Origin of the sequence: Nocardioides sp. LHD-245 (assembly GCF_030929495.1) — a bacterium.
Classification (GTDB): domain Bacteria; phylum Actinomycetota; class Actinomycetes; order Propionibacteriales; family Nocardioidaceae; genus Nocardioides.
In genome coordinates this window covers 278,214-294,423 of sequence record NZ_JAVFWN010000001.1, presented here as the reverse complement: position 1 = coordinate 294,423, position 16,210 = coordinate 278,214, and the positions used below count along the sequence as shown (strand labels likewise).

General features: G+C 73.1%; 16 protein-coding genes. 9 read left to right on the top strand and 7 right to left on the bottom strand.

Translation table 11 applies throughout. From position 1 onward, the window contains the following. Positions 1–54: 54 nt before the first annotated feature. The 6 genes from rodA to ndk form a co-directional block, all read right to left on the bottom strand. Positions 55–1,272, bottom strand: coding sequence for a rod shape-determining protein RodA (rodA, locus tag RB608_RS01375; protein WP_308085984.1), 1,218 nt, complete (start codon positions 1,270–1,272; stop codon positions 55–57). Next, positions 1,272–3,425, bottom strand: a complete 2,154-nt coding sequence (gene mrdA / locus RB608_RS01370) for a penicillin-binding protein 2 (RefSeq protein WP_308085983.1) — start codon at positions 3,423–3,425, stop codon at positions 1,272–1,274. Before mrdA ends, rodA begins: the two co-directional genes overlap by 1 nt. After that, complete coding sequence (gene mreD, locus RB608_RS01365) at positions 3,425–4,036, bottom strand: rod shape-determining protein MreD (RefSeq protein ID WP_308085982.1); 612 nt, start codon at positions 4,034–4,036, stop codon at positions 3,425–3,427. Before mreD ends, mrdA begins: the two co-directional genes overlap by 1 nt. Then, the gene (gene mreC, locus RB608_RS01360) at positions 4,033–4,977 is read right to left on the bottom strand and encodes a rod shape-determining protein MreC (RefSeq protein WP_308085981.1); all 945 of its coding nucleotides are present in this window, start codon (positions 4,975–4,977) and stop codon (positions 4,033–4,035) included. Before mreC ends, mreD begins: the two co-directional genes overlap by 4 nt. 4 nt (positions 4,978–4,981) lie before the next feature. Next, positions 4,982–6,013: a rod shape-determining protein gene (locus RB608_RS01355; RefSeq protein WP_308085980.1), complete on the bottom strand. Its 1,032-nt coding sequence runs from the start codon at positions 6,011–6,013 to the stop codon at positions 4,982–4,984. 311 nt (positions 6,014–6,324) lie between these two features. Further along, complete coding sequence (gene ndk / locus RB608_RS01350) at positions 6,325–6,732, bottom strand: nucleoside-diphosphate kinase (protein ID WP_308085979.1); 408 nt, start codon at positions 6,730–6,732, stop codon at positions 6,325–6,327. A gap of 39 nt (positions 6,733–6,771) precedes the next feature. Between ndk and RB608_RS01345 the strand changes: the two genes are divergently transcribed. Next, a complete protein-coding gene (locus tag RB608_RS01345; protein ID WP_308085978.1) occupies positions 6,772–7,221 on the top strand; it encodes a protein-tyrosine phosphatase family protein in 450 nt (149 codons plus the stop codon). Here RB608_RS01345 and RB608_RS01340 read toward each other — a convergent pair. Beyond that, positions 7,193–7,960, bottom strand: coding sequence for a MerR family transcriptional regulator (locus RB608_RS01340; protein WP_308085977.1), 768 nt, complete (start codon positions 7,958–7,960; stop codon positions 7,193–7,195). The genes RB608_RS01345 and RB608_RS01340 overlap by 29 nt on opposite strands. Positions 7,961–8,114: 154 nt before the next feature. Here RB608_RS01340 and RB608_RS01335 point away from each other — a divergent pair, with 154 nt between their 5' ends. From RB608_RS01335 to RB608_RS01300, 8 genes are read left to right on the top strand one after another with little or no spacing between them, the layout of a single operon-like run. Beyond that, the gene (locus tag RB608_RS01335) at positions 8,115–8,924 is read left to right on the top strand and encodes an ABC transporter permease (RefSeq protein ID WP_308085976.1); all 810 of its coding nucleotides are present in this window, start codon (positions 8,115–8,117) and stop codon (positions 8,922–8,924) included. An 8-nt stretch (positions 8,925–8,932) separates the two neighbouring features. After that, complete coding sequence (locus RB608_RS01330) at positions 8,933–9,763, top strand: ABC transporter permease (protein ID WP_308085975.1); 831 nt, start codon at positions 8,933–8,935, stop codon at positions 9,761–9,763. 4 nt (positions 9,764–9,767) lie between these two features. Beyond that, positions 9,768–10,898, top strand: coding sequence for an MCE family protein (locus tag RB608_RS01325; RefSeq protein WP_308085974.1), 1,131 nt, complete (start codon positions 9,768–9,770; stop codon positions 10,896–10,898). Continuing rightward, entirely contained in the window at positions 10,895–11,950 is a 1,056-nt protein-coding gene (locus tag RB608_RS01320) for an MlaD family protein (RefSeq protein ID WP_308085973.1), read from the top strand. Before RB608_RS01325 ends, RB608_RS01320 begins: the two co-directional genes overlap by 4 nt. Beyond that, positions 11,950–12,930 (top strand): MCE family protein, encoded by a 981-nt coding sequence (locus RB608_RS01315; RefSeq protein ID WP_308085972.1) that lies wholly within the window; start codon positions 11,950–11,952, stop codon positions 12,928–12,930. Before RB608_RS01320 ends, RB608_RS01315 begins: the two co-directional genes overlap by 1 nt. Then, positions 12,927–14,060 carry an MCE family protein gene (locus tag RB608_RS01310; protein ID WP_308085971.1) on the top strand — a complete coding sequence of 378 codons (1,134 nt, stop codon included), beginning with the start codon at positions 12,927–12,929 and terminating at the stop codon, positions 14,058–14,060. The genes RB608_RS01315 and RB608_RS01310 overlap by 4 nt, the downstream gene beginning before the upstream one ends. Then, on the top strand, positions 14,057–15,037 hold the full coding sequence (locus tag RB608_RS01305) for an MlaD family protein (protein WP_308085970.1): 981 nt from the start codon (positions 14,057–14,059) through the stop codon (positions 15,035–15,037). The genes RB608_RS01310 and RB608_RS01305 overlap by 4 nt, the downstream gene beginning before the upstream one ends. After that, entirely contained in the window at positions 15,034–16,176 is a 1,143-nt protein-coding gene (locus RB608_RS01300) for an MlaD family protein (protein ID WP_308085969.1), read from the top strand. Before RB608_RS01305 ends, RB608_RS01300 begins: the two co-directional genes overlap by 4 nt. The last annotated feature ends 34 nt before the right edge of the window (positions 16,177–16,210 follow it).

Below are 16,210 nucleotides of genomic sequence, written 5' to 3'. Positions count from 1 at the left end.
TTGTCGTCACCCGGCCGAGATGACGACGAATTCGGTAGGTGCGCCGCCGCCAGATCAGCCCCGGACCAGCACCCGCTGCTGCGGTGCCAGCCGGGAGGCCGGGGCAGACAGGGTCCGCAGGTGGATGTTCTGGAGCAGCCCGATCGCGAGCATGCCGGCGAACATCGACGAGCCGCCGTACGACACGAACGGCAGCGGGACGCCGGTGACGGGCATGATGCCGAGGCACATCCCGATGTTCTGGAAGGCCTGGAAGCCGAACCAGCAGGCGATGCCGGCGGCGGCGATCCGGCCGAAGACGTCGTCGGTACGGGTGGCGATCCGCAGCGCGCGCCACAGCACGACGCCCAGGAGGAGGACGACCACGGCCGCCCCGAGCAGGCCGAGCTCCTCGCCCGCGACGGTGAACACGAAGTCGGTGTGCTGCTCGGGGACGAAGCCCGACTGGGTCTGCGAGCCCTGGAAGAGCCCTTGCCCGAAGAGTCCGCCGTTGCCGACCGCGATCCGGGCCTGCTCGACGTTGTAGCCCGCGCCCTTCGGGTCGAGCGCCGGGTTGGTGAAGGCGAGGAAGCGGTCGACCTGGTAGTCCTTCAACAACCCGCTCGACACGGCCACCACGGCGGCCGCGACGCCGCCGCCGGCCAGCAGGCCCAGCCAGCGCCGGTGGGCGCCGGACGCGGCGATCACGCCGAAGACGGTGGCGGTGAGCACGAGCATGGTGCCGAGGTCGGGCTGGGCGAGGATCAACACGGCCGGCACGCCCGCGACGAGCAGCATGAGGAGCACGTCGCCGGTGCCGACCCGGTCGCGCCAGCGGCCCTCGCTGCGCTCGGCCACGACCAGCGCCATCCCGACGACGACGGCGAGCTTGGCCAGCTCCGAGGGCTGGATCGACAGCCCACCGAGCATCAGCCAGGAGCGGGAGCCGTTGATCGTCGAGCCCATGACGAGGACGAGGACCAGCCCGCCCACGGCGAGCAGGTAGCCGATCGGCGCGAGGATCCGGACCCAGCGGTGGTCGGTCACGACGACCAGCGCCATCAGACCGAGCCCGATCACCACGTTGACGACCTGCTTGACCAGGAACGCCCGGGTGTCGCCGCCGGTGAGGTGGTCGCGCTCGAGCGTGGCCGACCAGATCAGCAGGCAGCCGAGCAGCGAGAGGACGAGCACGGCACCCAGCAGGACCAGGTCGAGGTCGGCCCACCGGAGCCGGCCGACCCGCCGCGAGGCCGTCGTACGACGGGTGCTGCCCTGGATCCGGTTGCTCATCACTCGCCCTCCTTCGAGCCCTTCGCCCGCGCCGGCGGCAGGATCGAGCCGTCGTCGCCGAAGGTCGGCAGCTGCGCCGGCGGCCGGCCACCGGGGATCGCGGCCTTCGCCAGGTCCACCTGGTCGCCGTCGACGCCGTACAGCGCCTCCCAGATGGCCCGGATGCCGTCACCGGTGGACCCGGAGCCGGTGCCGCCCTGGCTCATCATCATCACGACGACGTAGTCCTCGGTGTAGGACGCGACCCAGCCCGTCGACTGCTTGCCGTAGACCTCGGCGGAGCCGGTCTTGGCGCGGATCTTGACCTTGTCGAGCGGGAAGCCGGCGAGCTTCCAGTTCATCGTGCCGCGGCTCGCGACGCCCTGGAGCGCCTCGTCGACGTATCTCAGCACGGAGGCGGGGATCTTGAGCCTGCGGTCCTTCTTGGGCTCGATCTCGCGGATCACCTTGCCCTCGGGCGACACGACCGCCTTGCCGACCCGGGGCTCCCAGAGCGTGCCGCCGTTGGCGATCGCGGCGTACCCACGGGCCAGCTGCAGCGGCGTGACGATCGTGTCGCCCTGCCCGATCGCGAAGTTGGCGGCGTCGGGCAGCCGGTACTTCCAGCCCTCGACGCAGAACTCCCGGGAGAACTTGTAGACGAAGTCGGAGGTGTCGGCGTCCTGCGGCCTCTTGGCGATCCCGCAGTAGTAGTCCTTCATCGACTCGTAGTAGTCGCGCTTCCACGTGCGGTCGGCGACCCGGCCCGAGGCCTCACCCGGCAGGTCGACGCCGGTGCGCTCGCCGAAGCCGAACCTCTCCGCCTGCTCGACGAGCGGGTCCTTGGCGTCGACGTCGTCGGGGTCGGAGCCGTACTTCTGCCAGAAGTTCATGCCGACCTGGAAGAAGAAGGTGTTGCAGGAGACCTCGAGCGCCTTGGCGAAGTCGATCGAGCCGTACGCCGCCGACTCGTGGTTGTGGAACGCGCGGTTGCCGATCTGCACGGCCGAGGGGCAGCCGAGCACGGTGGACGGCGTGTACCCGTGGGTGAGCGCCCCGACGGTCATGAACGGCTTCCACGTCGAGCCGGGCGCGAACTGCCCCTGGAAGGAACGCGCGAGCAACGGCGTGCCGGCGGCCTCGGAGTAGAGCCGCTGGAGCTGCTTGTCGGTGATGCCGCCGACCCACACCGAGGGGTCGTAGGTCGGCTGGCTGGCCATGGCGACGATCCGGCCGGTCTTCGTCTCCATCACGACCGCGGCGCCGGAGTCGGCCTCGAAGTTGCGCTTGGTGACCGGGTCCCGTGTGCTGCGCTGCGTGGCGATCATCGCCGCGAGCTGCTCCTCGACCACGCTCTGCACCTTCGCGTCGATGGAGGTGACGAGGGTGTCGCCGGGCTGCGCCGCCAGACCGGACACGTCCTCGCGGACCCGCCCCTGGGAGTCGACCGCGACCTGGTCGTAGCCGGGCTGCCCGCGCAGCCACTCGTCGTACTCCTTCTCGACGCCGGCGCGGCCCACCACGGAGGCGCCGTTGACGGAGCTGTCGCCGGCGCCCTCGGCGGACTCCAGCTCGTCCTTGGTGATCGGGCTGAGGTAGCCGAGCACGTGGGCCGCGTTGATGCCGTACGGCGAGGGGTACTGCCGCAGGCTCTGCCGGTCGACGACCACGCCCGGGAAGTCCTCCGGCTGCTCGAGGATCCGCAGTGCCGCGCCCTCCTTCACGTCGCGTGCGACGGGCACCGGCTGGTAGGGGGACCCGTTCCAGCACTCGCCGGCGACCGCGCCGGTGTCACCGCAGAGCAGGAGCTTGGTCTCGATCGCCGCGACGTCCACCCCGATCGCCGCGCTGGTGCGGCTGAGCAGCTCGGCGCGGTCGGCGGCCGACATCCTGCCGAGCATCGTCCGGTCGATCGACACGACCCAGGTCAGCCGGTTGGTGACCAGCGGCCGGCCCATCGCGTCGACGATCAGCCCGCGCTGCGGCTGCACCACGATCTCGCGCACGGACTGTGAGGCGGCCTTGCCCTGGTAGCGCTCCCCCGAGACGACCTGCAGGTAGTAGAGGCGCACACCGAGGGTGGCGAGCAGGGAGAAGACGAGGGTCTGGATGACGATCAGGCGCAGCCGGCTGCGGTGCGAGGCGGCGGCGGGACGGGCCGGGCGGGCGGGCATCAGGCGCGGACCCGGATCCGCTGGGAGGCTCGCGGGAGCCCGTCGTGGGCCGCGCGGCGGACCAGCCCCAGCGTCGCCGGGACGACGACCAGGGCGGCCACGACGTCGAGCAGGAGCGCGATCAGGGCGACCGGCAGCAGGTCGCCGACCGCGGCGGCGGAGTCGCCGAGCAGGAGGCCGGACAGCGCGAACACCGAGGTGCCGACGAAGGAGCCGCCCGCGGCCGCGGCCAGGGCGAGCGGCAGCGGCGGGCGACGGGTGCCGAGCCGCCCGAACCGGCTCCCGGCACCGGCGCCACCGGGGTCGCCGGCGTTGTCGTGGACGAGGCGCCCCACGACGTACCCGACGACCATGAGGGCCAGCGCCCAGCGGCCCGCGAGGTGGTCGGCGGGCGGGGCGATGTCGAGCAGCAGGCCGGCCCAGAAGCCGGTGAGGGTGGCGAACCGGGTGTCGGTCGCGACGGCGGTCGCGACGACCACCAGCAGCACCAGGTCGGGGACGACGCCGAGGCCGCCGACGTCCCAGGCGAAGTGCGGGAGCACCGTCACCTGCAGCAGCAACGCGGCGAGCACCGCGACGAGGGTGGCGATCAGCCGGCCGCGGCGGTTCACGAGCGGTAGCTCCCGTCGGCCTCGATCACGCGACCCTCGGTGCCGGAGGGCACGACGACGCCGACCAGGTCGAGCGCGGTGAAGTCGACGCCGGGCGTGATGACGGCGCGGTACGACGTGTCGCGCAGGGACTCGTAGACCTTGCCGATCGTGCCGATCGGCACGCCGGCGACGTACGGCGAGCCACCCTCGCTGCCCCACGTCACGATCGGCTGGCCGACCTTCGGGACGACATTGCGGTCGGCGAGCTCCATCTCCAGGCGGTCGTCGGTGCCGAGGGTGCCGTGTCCGCTGACGAAGCCGAGCTCCATGTTGTCGCCGATCCGGCCGCCCACCCGCGAGCTGTCGTCGACGATCAGCAGCACGGTGGCGGTGTGCGCGGTCACCGAGGTGATCCGACCGACCAGACCCTCCGCGGCCACCACGGTCATGTCGGGGCGCAGTCCGGCGTCGGAGCCGGCGTCGAGGGTGACGGTGCTGGAGAACGACTGCGCGGGCCCGATCGCGATCACCCGCGCCGGCACCAGCGCGTAGCCGAGGTCGCCGGCCATGGCACGCAGCCCCTCGAGCTGGGCGAGCCGCTGGTCGTCGTACCCGGCCTTGCCGAGCCGGCCGCGCAGGTCGGCGTTCTCGGCCTCGAGCCGCCGGACGTCGTCACGCAGGCCGCCGTTGGTGCGCAGCGCGCCGGGCAGGTCGACCAGCGGCCGCACGACGGTCGAGACCCCGGCCTGGACCGGGCCGACGATCTCGCCGACCACCCGGCGGACCGGGTCGACCGGCGAGCTGTCGCCGCCGGCCTTGTCGACGACCATGAGCGCCGCGCAGGCGAGGACGAGCGCGAGCACCAGTGAGCGCGGAGGGCGACCGGAGTCACGCTCGGGGTCGCGCGAGGTGCTGGTACGCCGGACCGGCGCCTTGGGGGGACGGGTGTCGATCGCCATCGCCCTAGAACCGTCGCTGGTTGGTGACGAGCACCTGCTGGAGGGCCTCGAACTCCTCGACGCAGCGCCCCGCGCCCATCGCGACCGAGACCAGCGGGTCCTCGGCGACGTGGACGGGCATGCCGGTCTCGTGCCGGATCCGCTCGTCGAGGCCGCGCAGCAGCGCTCCCCCGCCGGTGAGCACGATGCCGCGGTCCATGATGTCGCCGGCGAGCTCCGGCGGGGTCTGGTCGAGGGTGACCCGCACCGCGTCGACGATGGCGTGCAGCGGCTCCTCGAGCGCGTGCCGGATGTCGGCACCGGTGACCTCGACCGTGCGCGGCAGGCCGGTGACCATGTCACGGCCACGGACCTCGCCCGCGGGCTCGCCGGGGCGCGGGAACGCGGAGCCGAGGGTGATCTTGACGTCCTCGGCGGTGCGCTCGCCGAGCATCACGCCGTGCTCCTTCTTCATCCACGCGATGATCGCGGCGTCGAGGTCGTCGCCGGCGGTGCGTACCGAGAGGGACGTGACGATGCCGCCGAGCGAGATGACGGCGACCTCGGTCGTGCCGCCGCCGACGTCGACGATCATGTTGCCCGTCGCCTCGTGCACCGGCAGCCCGGCTCCGATGGCGGCGGCCATCGGCTCCTCGACGACGTACACGCGGCGGGCGCCGGCCTGGTAGCCGGCCTCCTTGACCGCACGCTGCTCGACCGGCGTGATCGAGCTCGGCACGCAGATGACCATGCGGGGCTTGGCGAAGTAGCGGCGGCGGTGCACGCGCGCGATGAAGTGGCGCAGCATCTGCTCGGTCGCCTCGAAGTCGGCGATCACCCCGTCGCGCAGCGGGCGCAGCGCGGTGATGTTGTCCGGAGTGCGACCCAGCATCTGCTTGGCCTGGTGACCGACCGCGATCACCTCGCCGGTGCTGTCGTTGAGCGCGACGACACTCGGCTCGTCGAGGAGGACCCCACGGCGGCGGACGTAGACGAGCGTGTTGGCGGTGCCGAGGTCCACGGCCATGTCACGGCCGATGATGGAGTTCGCCCTCACGCTTCCTCGCAAGACGTCACCGGGCCGGTCGAGCGACAGGTCCGTCCGCGCGCGTCGGGGAAGCCGGCCCGCTCCCCTCGTGGTGCGAGGAGTGCGCCGGGGAGGCCGACGAGCGCACGATCCGCCGGTCTCCGCTTGCGAGCGTAAGGAACGCACGAGGTCTGGCCGCGCAGGCACGCCGGTACGGCGCGGCGAGTCTCAGGAGTCACACCCGTCACAGCGGGCAGGCAGTTCCTGCGCTTGTCAGGCGTTGCAACCCCTGACAAGCGCATGAATCCCCGGCCGACCGGGGATTCATGCAGCGGCGCGGGTCAGAGCTTGGGGAACCACAGCGCGATCTCGCGCGCCGCCGACTCGGGTGAGTCCGAGCCGTGGACCAGGTTCTCCCGGTTGGAGAGGGACAGGTCGCCGCGGATGGTGCCGGGCGCCGCCTTGCGCCCGTCGGTCGCGCCGTTGAGCGCTCGGACCACCTCGATCGCCTCGTCGCCCTCGAGCACCAGCGCCACGAGCGGTCCGCTGGTCACGAACGTGCGCAGCGGCGGGTAGAAGTCGCGCTCGACGTGCTCGGCGTAGTGGGCGTCGGCCATCGCCGCGTCGATGTGGCGCTGCTCCAGGGCCACGATGCTCAGGCCCTTGGCCTCGAACCGGGCCAGCACGTTGCCGACCAGGCCACGCCGGACCGCGTCGGGCTTGAGCAGGACGAGAGTGCGTTGGGTCACGGCGGTGACCCTAGCCTGGATGCTGGGTACGTTGGGCCGGTGGGCCGACCCTGGGACCCGGACGCACCGGGCGTGCTGCGCCTGCCGTCGGGCCGGCTGGTCCGCGGTCGTGGCCTGCGCCGGCCCCTGCCCGCCGGGCCGCTTCCCGAGTTCGGTCTCTACCTGCTGGGCCGCCGGCCGCCGCCGGTCGCGTGGGCCGAGCGCTGGACGCGCTGGCCGGACTTCCGCCTGCCCGCCGACCCCGCGGATCTCCGCGCCGCGCTCGGCGAGGTGCTGGACCGGGCGGCCGGCGAGCGGGTCGAGGTCGCCTGCGCGGGCGGTCGGGGCCGGACCGGGACGGCGCTGGCCTGCCTCGCCGTCCTCGACGGCGTGCCGGCGGCGGAGGCGGTGCCCTGGATCCGCCAGCGGTACGACGCCCGCGCGGTCGAGACGCCCTTCCAGGCCCGGTTCGTGCGGCGGTTCAGCGGCGGTCCAGCGACCGCGCGATGACCTTGTTGGCCGAGCGCTGGAACGCCCGGACGATCGCGTCGAGGGTGAGTCGGCGCAGGGTGCTGATCGTGTCCTCCAGCTGCTCGGCGTCCTCGCGGGACGGGTGGTCGCTGGCGCGGCGCCAGGGCTCGACGACTTCGTCGCGCAGCACGGTGGTGAGCTCCTCGGCCAGTGCCGACATGTGCCGGTCGATGGCGGCGCCGGCGGCGCGCATGCCGGCGACCGGGATGTCGACCTCGAGCAGCTGGACCGCGACGTCGAACCCGTGGACCGGCGTGTAGCGCACCCCGCCGCGCTCGTCGGTCGCCACGCGGAGCAGGCCGAAGTCCTCGATCAGCCGCACCTCGTCGTCGGCGAGCCGGCGCCCGGCGTGCCGGTCGAGCTGGCGGCGGGTCAGCTCCTGCGGCTCCCCCACGGTCCAGGACGTGAGCATCGCGCGCTGGACGGCGAGGTCCTCGACGCCGGCGTCGGCGGGCAGGGAGGCGAGGTACCTCTCGATCGCCTGGAGCGTGAAGCCGTGCCCCTGCAGCGCGCGGATCATCTCCAGGCGCGCGAGGTGCGTGTCGTCGTACCAGGCCATCCGGCCGCGGCGCGCGGGCGGCGGCAGCAGGCCGAGGCTGGCGTAGTAGCGGGTGGTCCGCACGGTCAGGCCGGCCGCCGCGGCCAGCTCGTCGACGGTCCGCAGGGCCCCGTCGTCATCGGCCCGGGAGGCCGCGCCGACCCCGGCAGCAGTGCTCATGACTGTCACAGTACGACTGTCATTTCTTCGGTGCAACGCGAGGATCGCCGCGGGGGTTGACGCAGGTCACATCGGCATGGACAGTACGGGTGTGACAGTTCTACTGTCATCGTGCCCTCGCTCCGGGCACCTCGCGACCGTCGACGGGAGTCCCATGCCGGCCCACAGCGCTCCGCGGGTCCTCCCGGCCCTCGGCCGACCGCTGGCCGAGGTCGTGGCGCTGCTCCGGTTCGCCCATCGCATGTTCGCGGCCGTCGTCTCGTCGATCTCCGGGCGACGCTTCCCCCTCGCGGAGACGGTCGTGCAGACCTGGTACGCGATCCGGGTCTGCACGCTGCCCGCGCTCGCGGTCTCGGTCCCCTTCGGCATCATCTTGGCGCTGCAGGTCGGGGTGCTCGCCCAGGAGGTCGGTGCCGTGGCGTTCACCGGGGCGGGCAACACGCTCGCCGTCGTCCGGCAGGCCTCGCCCCTGATCACCGCCCTCATGCTGTCGGGCGTCGCCGGCTCCGCCATCTGCGCCGACCTCGGCTCGCGGCGGATCCGCGAGGAGATCGACGCGATGGAGGTCATGGGGCTGTCGGTGATGGAGCGGCTGGTCGTGCCGCGGATGTTCGCGATCGTCGCGGTCGCGGTGCTGCTCAACGGCGTGGTCATGTTCTTCACGATCATGACCACGTTGTCGGTCAGCGTGGTCCTCCAGGACCTGCCCCCCGGCAGCTACCTCGCCTCCGTGACGACCCTCGCCCAGCTCTCCGACCTGTGGCTGTCCCTGGCCAAGGCGGCGATCTTCGCGGTCATCTGCGCCGTCGTGGCGTCGTACAAGGGACTGCGTGCGGACCGCGGCCCGACCGGGGTGGGCGAGGCAGTCACGAGTGCCGTCGTCACCAACTTCGTGCTGCTGTTCGCCGCCAACTTCGTGATCTCCCAGGTCTACAGCACCTTCGCGGGAGGCCCGATCGGATGAGCCCTTCCGTGACGACCATCGAGGAGACCGTCGACAAGGCCGTCGTCGGCCCGCTCGCCGGCATCGGACTGCAGCTGGTCCTGGCCTGGCGCGCGGTCGCCGGACTGCCGATCGCCGTGACCCGCTACCGGCACGAGGTCCAGCGGGTGCTGGCCGAGGTCACCCTCGGCTCCGGCATCTTCCTGGTCGGCGGCGGGGTCGTCGGCGTCGTGCTCCTGCTGTCGACGCTGACCGGCACCGAGGTCGGCCTGGAGGGCTACCAGGGCCTCGACGTGATCGGCCTGGCGCCGCTGACCGGCTTCATCTCCGGCTACGCCAACACCCGCGAGCTCGCACCGATGGTGGCCGCGCTCGGCTTCGCCGCGCGGATCGGCTGCGGCTTCACCTCGCGGCTCGGCGCGATGCGGATCAGCGAGGAGATCGACGCGCTGGAGTCGATGGCGATCCGGCCGATCCCCTACCTGATCAGCACCCGGCTGGTCGCCGCGTGGATCGTCGTCCTGCCGCTCTACCTGATCGGCCTGGTCGGCACCTATGTCGCCACCGACCTGATGGTCACCACGTTCTACGGTCAGTCCGCCGGCACCTACGACCACTACTTCCGGACCTTCGTCGCGCCGATCGACGTCATCTACTCCGCGATCAAGGTCGTCGTGCTCACCACGGTGGTCACCCTCATCCACTGCTACCACGGCTTCACCGCCACCGGCGGTCCCGAGGGGGTCGGCCGCGCCACCGGCCGCGCGATCCGGGCCAGCATCATCTCGCTCACCGTCGTCGACATCCTGCTGACGCTGCTCCTGTGGGGCGCCGACCAGCAGGTGCAGATCTCGGGATGACGCCATGAGCGAGTTCCTGTTCGCCCACGCGAAGGCGGCGCCGCGCATCCTGCGGCTGCGCCTCGCCGCAGCCGGCGTGGCCGGGCTCGTGCTGGTGGGCGCCCTCGCCGGCATCCTCGGCCTGCAGACCCTCGGCGTGCTCAGCCACGACGTGCGCGTGACGGTCGAGCTCCCGACGGTCGGCGACACGCTCGGCATCAACTCCGACGTGAAGTACGACGGGCTTCGGGTCGGCCGCGTGGTCGAGGTCGACCCCGCGGGGCCGAGCGCCCAGGTGCTGGTCGCCCCGGAGCACGCGGCCCTCATCCCGGCCGCCGTCACCGCCCGGGTGCTGCCGGGCACCCTCTTCGGCAACGAGTACGTCGACCTGGTGGCCGCCGCCACGACGACCACGCCCGCCACCACCACCGCCACCACCACCGCCACCGCGAGCGCCACCGCCAGCGCCGGCCACCTGACCGACGGCGCCGTCGTACCGGCCGACACCTCGACGGCGACGCTGCGGCTGATGGACACCTTCTCCGCGACCCAGCGGCTGCTCGCGGCCGTCGACCCCGCCCAGTGGGACGTGGCCCTGTCCCAGCTCGCCGCCGCCCTGGACGGCCGCGGCGCCCGGATCGCGGAGCTGGTCCGCGACGGCAACGGCTTCCTCGGCCGGTGGGCCGAGCTCCATCCGCAGGTCCGCACGGACCTCGACCTGCTCGCCCGGGATGTCGATCTGGTCGCCGACGTCGAGCCGCGGCTGGTGCGGGCCCTGCGCGACACCCGGCCGCTGGCGCGCACCCTGGTCCGCCGGCACACCGAGGTCTCGCGGCTGCTCACCGGCCTGCCCGCCCTGCTCGACGGCGAGGCCGGCGTCACCACCTTCCTGCGGGAGAACGGCGCCTCGACCGCGCGCCTGCTCAACGCCACCGCGGCCAACCTGGAGGTCTTCGCCGAGCGGTACCCCGCCTTCGCCGAGCTGCTGCGCAAGGTCCCGGTGCTGCTGCGCAACGGCGCCGCCGCGGTGAAGAACGGCCGGATCCAGATGGAGGGGGTCCTCGCACCCCAGCTCCTCGACCCGTATGACGCGAGCGACCCGAGGGACTGCCCGGCCTATCGGGGTCTCCCCGGCCCGTGCGGAGGTGGGAGATGAGCCGTCAGCTCAGCGAGCTGCGCCGCCACCGCGGTGCCGTGCTCGGCGTCGTCGGGTTCGCCCTCGTCGCCGTCGTCCTGACCAGCATGGTCGCCGGCACCCTGTCCCGCGCCCAGCGCGGCGACGCCATCACGGTCACCGCGGTGTTCCGCGACGCCACCGGGCTGCGCGCGGGGGACGACGTCCGGATCGCCGGGGTCCGGGTCGGCCGGGTCACCGCCACCCGGCTCGGCGGCGGTGACGAGCGCGGCCTGGCCGTGGTCACCCTGAGCGTCGCCGCCGGCCAGCGCCTGCACGACGACGTCATCGCCTCGGTCGACTACCTCAACCTGATGGGCCAGCGCTACGTCGCCCTGAGCCGCCCCGACCGGACCGCGGCGGCCGCGGCGCTGGCCGACGGCGCCCGGATCCCCCTCGACCGGACCCGGCCGGCGCTCGACCTGACCGCGATGTTCAACGCCTTCGAGCCGATCTTCGAGCTGCTGCAGCCCGCCGACGTCAACCAGCTGGCCACCAACATCGTGGAGGTGCTCCAGGGGCAGGGCCCGACCCTGCGGCACCTGCTCGACCAGACGGCCGAGCTCACCTCCGGCATCGTCGACCGCGACGCCGCCCTCGCGAAGGTCGTCGACAACGTCACCCTCGTCCTGGACACCACCGATCAGCACCGCACCGAGATCACCCGGCTCGTCGACGGTCTCGCGTCCCTCACCGGCGGTCTCGCCCAAGACCGCGACCGCATCGCGACCAGCCTCGACGCACTCGCCCGGCTGTCGGCCACGACCGCCGACCTGGTCGACGAGGTCCGCGGCCCCGCCGTCGACGTCGCCGTGCTGAGCAACCCGTGGTTCCGCTACCTCGCCGGCCGCACCGACCTGCTGGTGCAGACCGGCGCCGCAGTGCCCCGGCAGCTCGACACCTACCTGCGCACCCTCGGCTACGGCAGCTACCTCAACGTCTACGTCTGCACCCTCGCCGCCGCCGGGCCCGGCGTCCCGGTCAAGCTCGACCTCGGCATCACGGGCAACAGGCACTCGAAGAGGTGTCGCTGATGGTCACCCTCCGACGGCTCGCCCGGCCGCTGCGCGTCGTCGCGGCGCTGCTCGTGATCGGCCTGCTGCTGCTCGGCGTCCGGGCCCTCGCGGGCGATCCCGCGTACCACGCCCGACTGCGGCACGCCGCCGGGATCGAGCCGGGCGACGACGTACGCATGGCGGGGCTGAGGATCGGCGAGGTCACCGCCGTGAGCGCCGACCGGGACCAGGTCGACGTCCGCTTCACCCTCACCGGATCACCCGAGGACCTCGGCGTCACCGAGGACAGCAGCGTGCAGGTGAAGCTGCTGTCCATCCTCGGCGAGCGCTTCCTCTCCCTCGCCCCGGGGTCGGGCGGACCGCTCGGCGACGACAGCACGATCGCCGTGGAGCACGCCGTCGACAGCTACACCATCGAGCAGTTCTGGCTCGAGTCGACGCCGCAGGTCGAGGCGCTGGACCTCGACCGCGTGCGAGCGGCGGTCGACGTCCTGGCCACCGACCTCGATCTCGCGCCCGACGCGCTGCGCGACGCCCTCGACGGGATCGCCGGCGTCTCGGCCCTGGCCACCGGCCGCGAGCAGCAGCTCGACGCACTGCTGTCCTCGGTCCGCCGGGTGACGGATCTGGTGCTCAGCCAGACCGACCAGCTCGATCGGGTGCTCGCCGACGGCACGACCGTCCTGCTCATGGTCCAGCAGCGCAAGGCGACCCTGCGCGCCCTGCTGGCCGACGCCCGCCGGTTCGTCACCGGGCTGACGGCGCTCGTCCGCGCGAGCGCGCCGCACCTCGAGCCCGCGCTGCGCGACCTGCGGGCGGTGCTGCGCGTCCTCGACGAGCACCGCGCCCAGCTCGACCGCACCCTCCAGCTCGCCGGCCCCACGATGCGGGTCTTCACCAACGCCACCGGCGACGGGCCCTGGCTCGGCGTCAACGCGCCCTGGGCGATCATCCCGGACGACCTGGTCTGCTCGATCACGCCGGAGGACTGCAGGTGACCCGGCGCCACGTCCTCCTCGCGGCCGGCGCGGTCCTCGCCCTGGTCCTCCTCCTCTCCGGCGTCCGGCTGCTGGGCTGGCTCGGGGGCGACGACCCCGACGAGCTCGTCGTGACCGCCGACTTCGCCGACACCACGGGCGTGTACGCCGGCAACGACGTCACCTATCTCGGGGTCAAGGTCGGTGAGATCGCCCGGATCGAGCCGCGGGGCGCCACCATGCGTGTCGTCCTGCACCTCGTCCCGGGCACCCGGGTGCCGCGGGACGCCGGCGCCCAGATCCTCCAGGGCTCGCTCGTCACCGACCGGTACGTCGAGCTCGGCCCGGCCTGGACCGAGGGCCCGACGCTGGCGTCCGGCGCCCACATCGACGTCGACCACACCCGGGCGCCCGCCACGGTCGACGAGATCGCGAAGGCGATCGACGACCTCGTGCTGGCCCTCGACGGCGGCCCGGGCGCCCAGGGCGGCCCCGGCCTGGGCGACGTCCTGGCCACCACCGCCCGGGCCCTCGACGGCAACGGCCCGCACCTGCGCGCCGCGCTGGCGGAGAGCCGCGACGCCCTCGCGATGGTCAACGCCAAGGACGGCGACCTCACCGCGGTCACCGACAACCTCGTCGCTCTCGTCGACACCCTCGCGGAGCGGGACCTCGCCCTGCGTGACTTCACCCGCGCGGCGGCGGATACCGGCGCGGTCCTCGCCGAGCAGCGCCAGGAGCTGGTCGCGACACTCGACGGTCTCGACGAGCTCACCGGGCTGGCCGACCGGTTCCTGGAGGACAACGGCGAGGTCCTCGGCGACGACCTCGCGGGGCTGGCCGACGTGGTCGCGGTGGTCCGCTCGCGCCAGGACTCCCTCGAGGAGGCCTTCGACACCATGCCGACGATGGCCGAGAACTTCGCCCGCGCCTACGACTGGGACCTCGGCCGCCTGCGGGTCCAGTTCGCCTTCAGCGCCGGCCCGTTCTCCGCCGCCTTCCGCGACCACACCTGCCGGGTCTTCGCCGGCGCGCTGGCGGGCGAGACCGGCAACCGGCTGTGCGGCCTGCTGTTCGACGGCCAGGGCACCGGCATCCTCGACCCGCTCCTCGACGGCGTCTACGACGGACTTCCGGGAGGGATCCCGTGATCGGCCTCCGGCGCGTGGCCGCCGCGGCGATGCTGCTCCTCGGCGCCCTCACGGCCGGTTGCGGGCTCACCCTGGAGGACGTCCCGCTGCCGGGCCTGGTCCGGGGACCGACGTACCAGGTGACGATCGAGTTCGCCGACGCCCTCAACCTCCCGGTCGACGCACCCGTGAAGCTCGACGGCGCCACCGTCGGCCAGGTGACCGCCGTCGAGGCGGGCGACTACGTCGCCGAGGTCGAGCTCGCCGTGTCGACCGCGGTCCGGCTGCGTGACTCCTCGCGGGCGGAGATCCGGCTGACGTCACCGATGGGCACCGCCTTCGTGCAGCTGTTCCCCGGCGAGACGGGAGCGGTCATCGCCGACGGCGCGACCCTCGCGGTGGCCGCGACCGGCAGCGCCCCCGACGTGACCGATCTGCTCAGCGCGCTGTCGACCGTGGTGACGGGCGGCAGCTTCGCGGACATCTCCACGATCATCGACCAGCTCAACCTCGCGCTGACCGGCAACGCCGGCGACGTACGCCGCCTGCTGGGCCGGCTCGACACGGCCGTCACCGACCTCAACGCCGACTTCCCCCGCGTCGACCGGCTGACCGCTGCGCTCGACCGGCTCACCACGCGGCTGGCCGGGGACCTGCCCGCGATCACTCGCTCGCTCACCGACCTCGCCGACCTGGTCACGACCTTCGACCAGCAGCGCGAGCAGCTCGTGGCGGCGATGGCGTCGCTGAGCCGCTTCGAGGCCGTCGCCACGCCCCTCACCCAGGCGGTGCGCTCCGATCTCGTCGCCCAGCTGGAGGACATGCGGCCGGTGGTGCGGTCCCTGCTCGGAGGCCGCGCCGACATCGACGGCGTGATGGCCGGGCTGGTCGCCTTCGCCGAGGGCAGCGACCGGGCGGCCCCCGGCGACTTCGCGAACTTCGACCTGACCTTCCTGCTCGACCTGAAGGCACTCACCTCGACCGGGCGTGCGCCGTGAGCCGGCCCCCGAGCCCCGCGGAGACGGCCGCCTCCGGCGCCCGGATGTGGCGCCGCCGGATCCGGGTCGCGCAGAGCCTGATCCTGGTGATCCTCGTCGCGGGCGTCGTCTACGTCACCGACACCGTCGTCGGCGGCTCCCTCTTCCACCATCCCATGACCGTCACCGTCGAGCTGCCGCAGGCGGCCGGGCTGCACGAGGGCTCCGTGGTCACCTACCGCGGACAGCGGATCGGCGAGGTGAGCGACGTGCGCCTCAGCGCCGAGGTGGGCGTGGGCGTCGTCGCCACCCTGAAGATCGAGTCCGGCGTCCGCGTCCCGCGCGACAGTGCGATGGAGGTGCGCAACCTGTCGGCGGTCGGTGAGCAGTACCTCGACGTGCGTCCCACGACCGACCGGGGGCCCTATCTCGCGGACGGGGCGACCGTGCCCGTGTCCGCCACGAGCGTCCCGCTGGGTGTGCCGGAGGTGCTCGCCCACGCCCAGGAGCTGATGTCCCACCTCGACGTCGCCGACGTGCGGACCATCGCCACCGAGACCGCCGCGATCTTCGGCGACAGCGACCAGGACGTCGACCTGCGCGCCCTGGCGATCGAGCTGGAGAGCGCGTTCGCGATGCTGCGCCGGCTCGAACCCGACCTGACCCGGCTGGCCCGGCGGGCCGAGACTCCGCTGACCACGGTGGCCGAGCTGTCCCCCCAGATCCGCCGGCTCTCCGCCGATCTCGAGGCGGTCGCGCAGGCGCTCGCCACGGCCACGCCCGCCATCCGGAGCACGGTCGCCCAGGCGATCGACCTGCTGCCGCGGCTCCAGCGCTGGTGGCGCCGCGCGGCGCCCGACCTGCGCCGGATGCTCCGCGACGGCGTACCGGTCACGGAGATGGCGGCACGTCACCTCCGCGGCCTCCAGCACTGGCTGGACTGGGCACCCCTCCAGGCGGACGTGATGGCCGGCAGCACCCGCGACGGCAGCGGTCGGGTGCTCCTGGTCCCCCGGATCCTCAAGAACTGCGTCTACGACCGCAGCGTCCAGCGCGACGTCCAGGACACCAGCCGTCGCGAGCCGCGCACCGACGTCCGGTGCACCGACCCGCCGCCCGGCACCCAGGGCCGTGGCTCCGCGGAGGTCCCCCAGCAGTAGTCCCGTCCCCACCCGACCGACCGAGAGGAACACC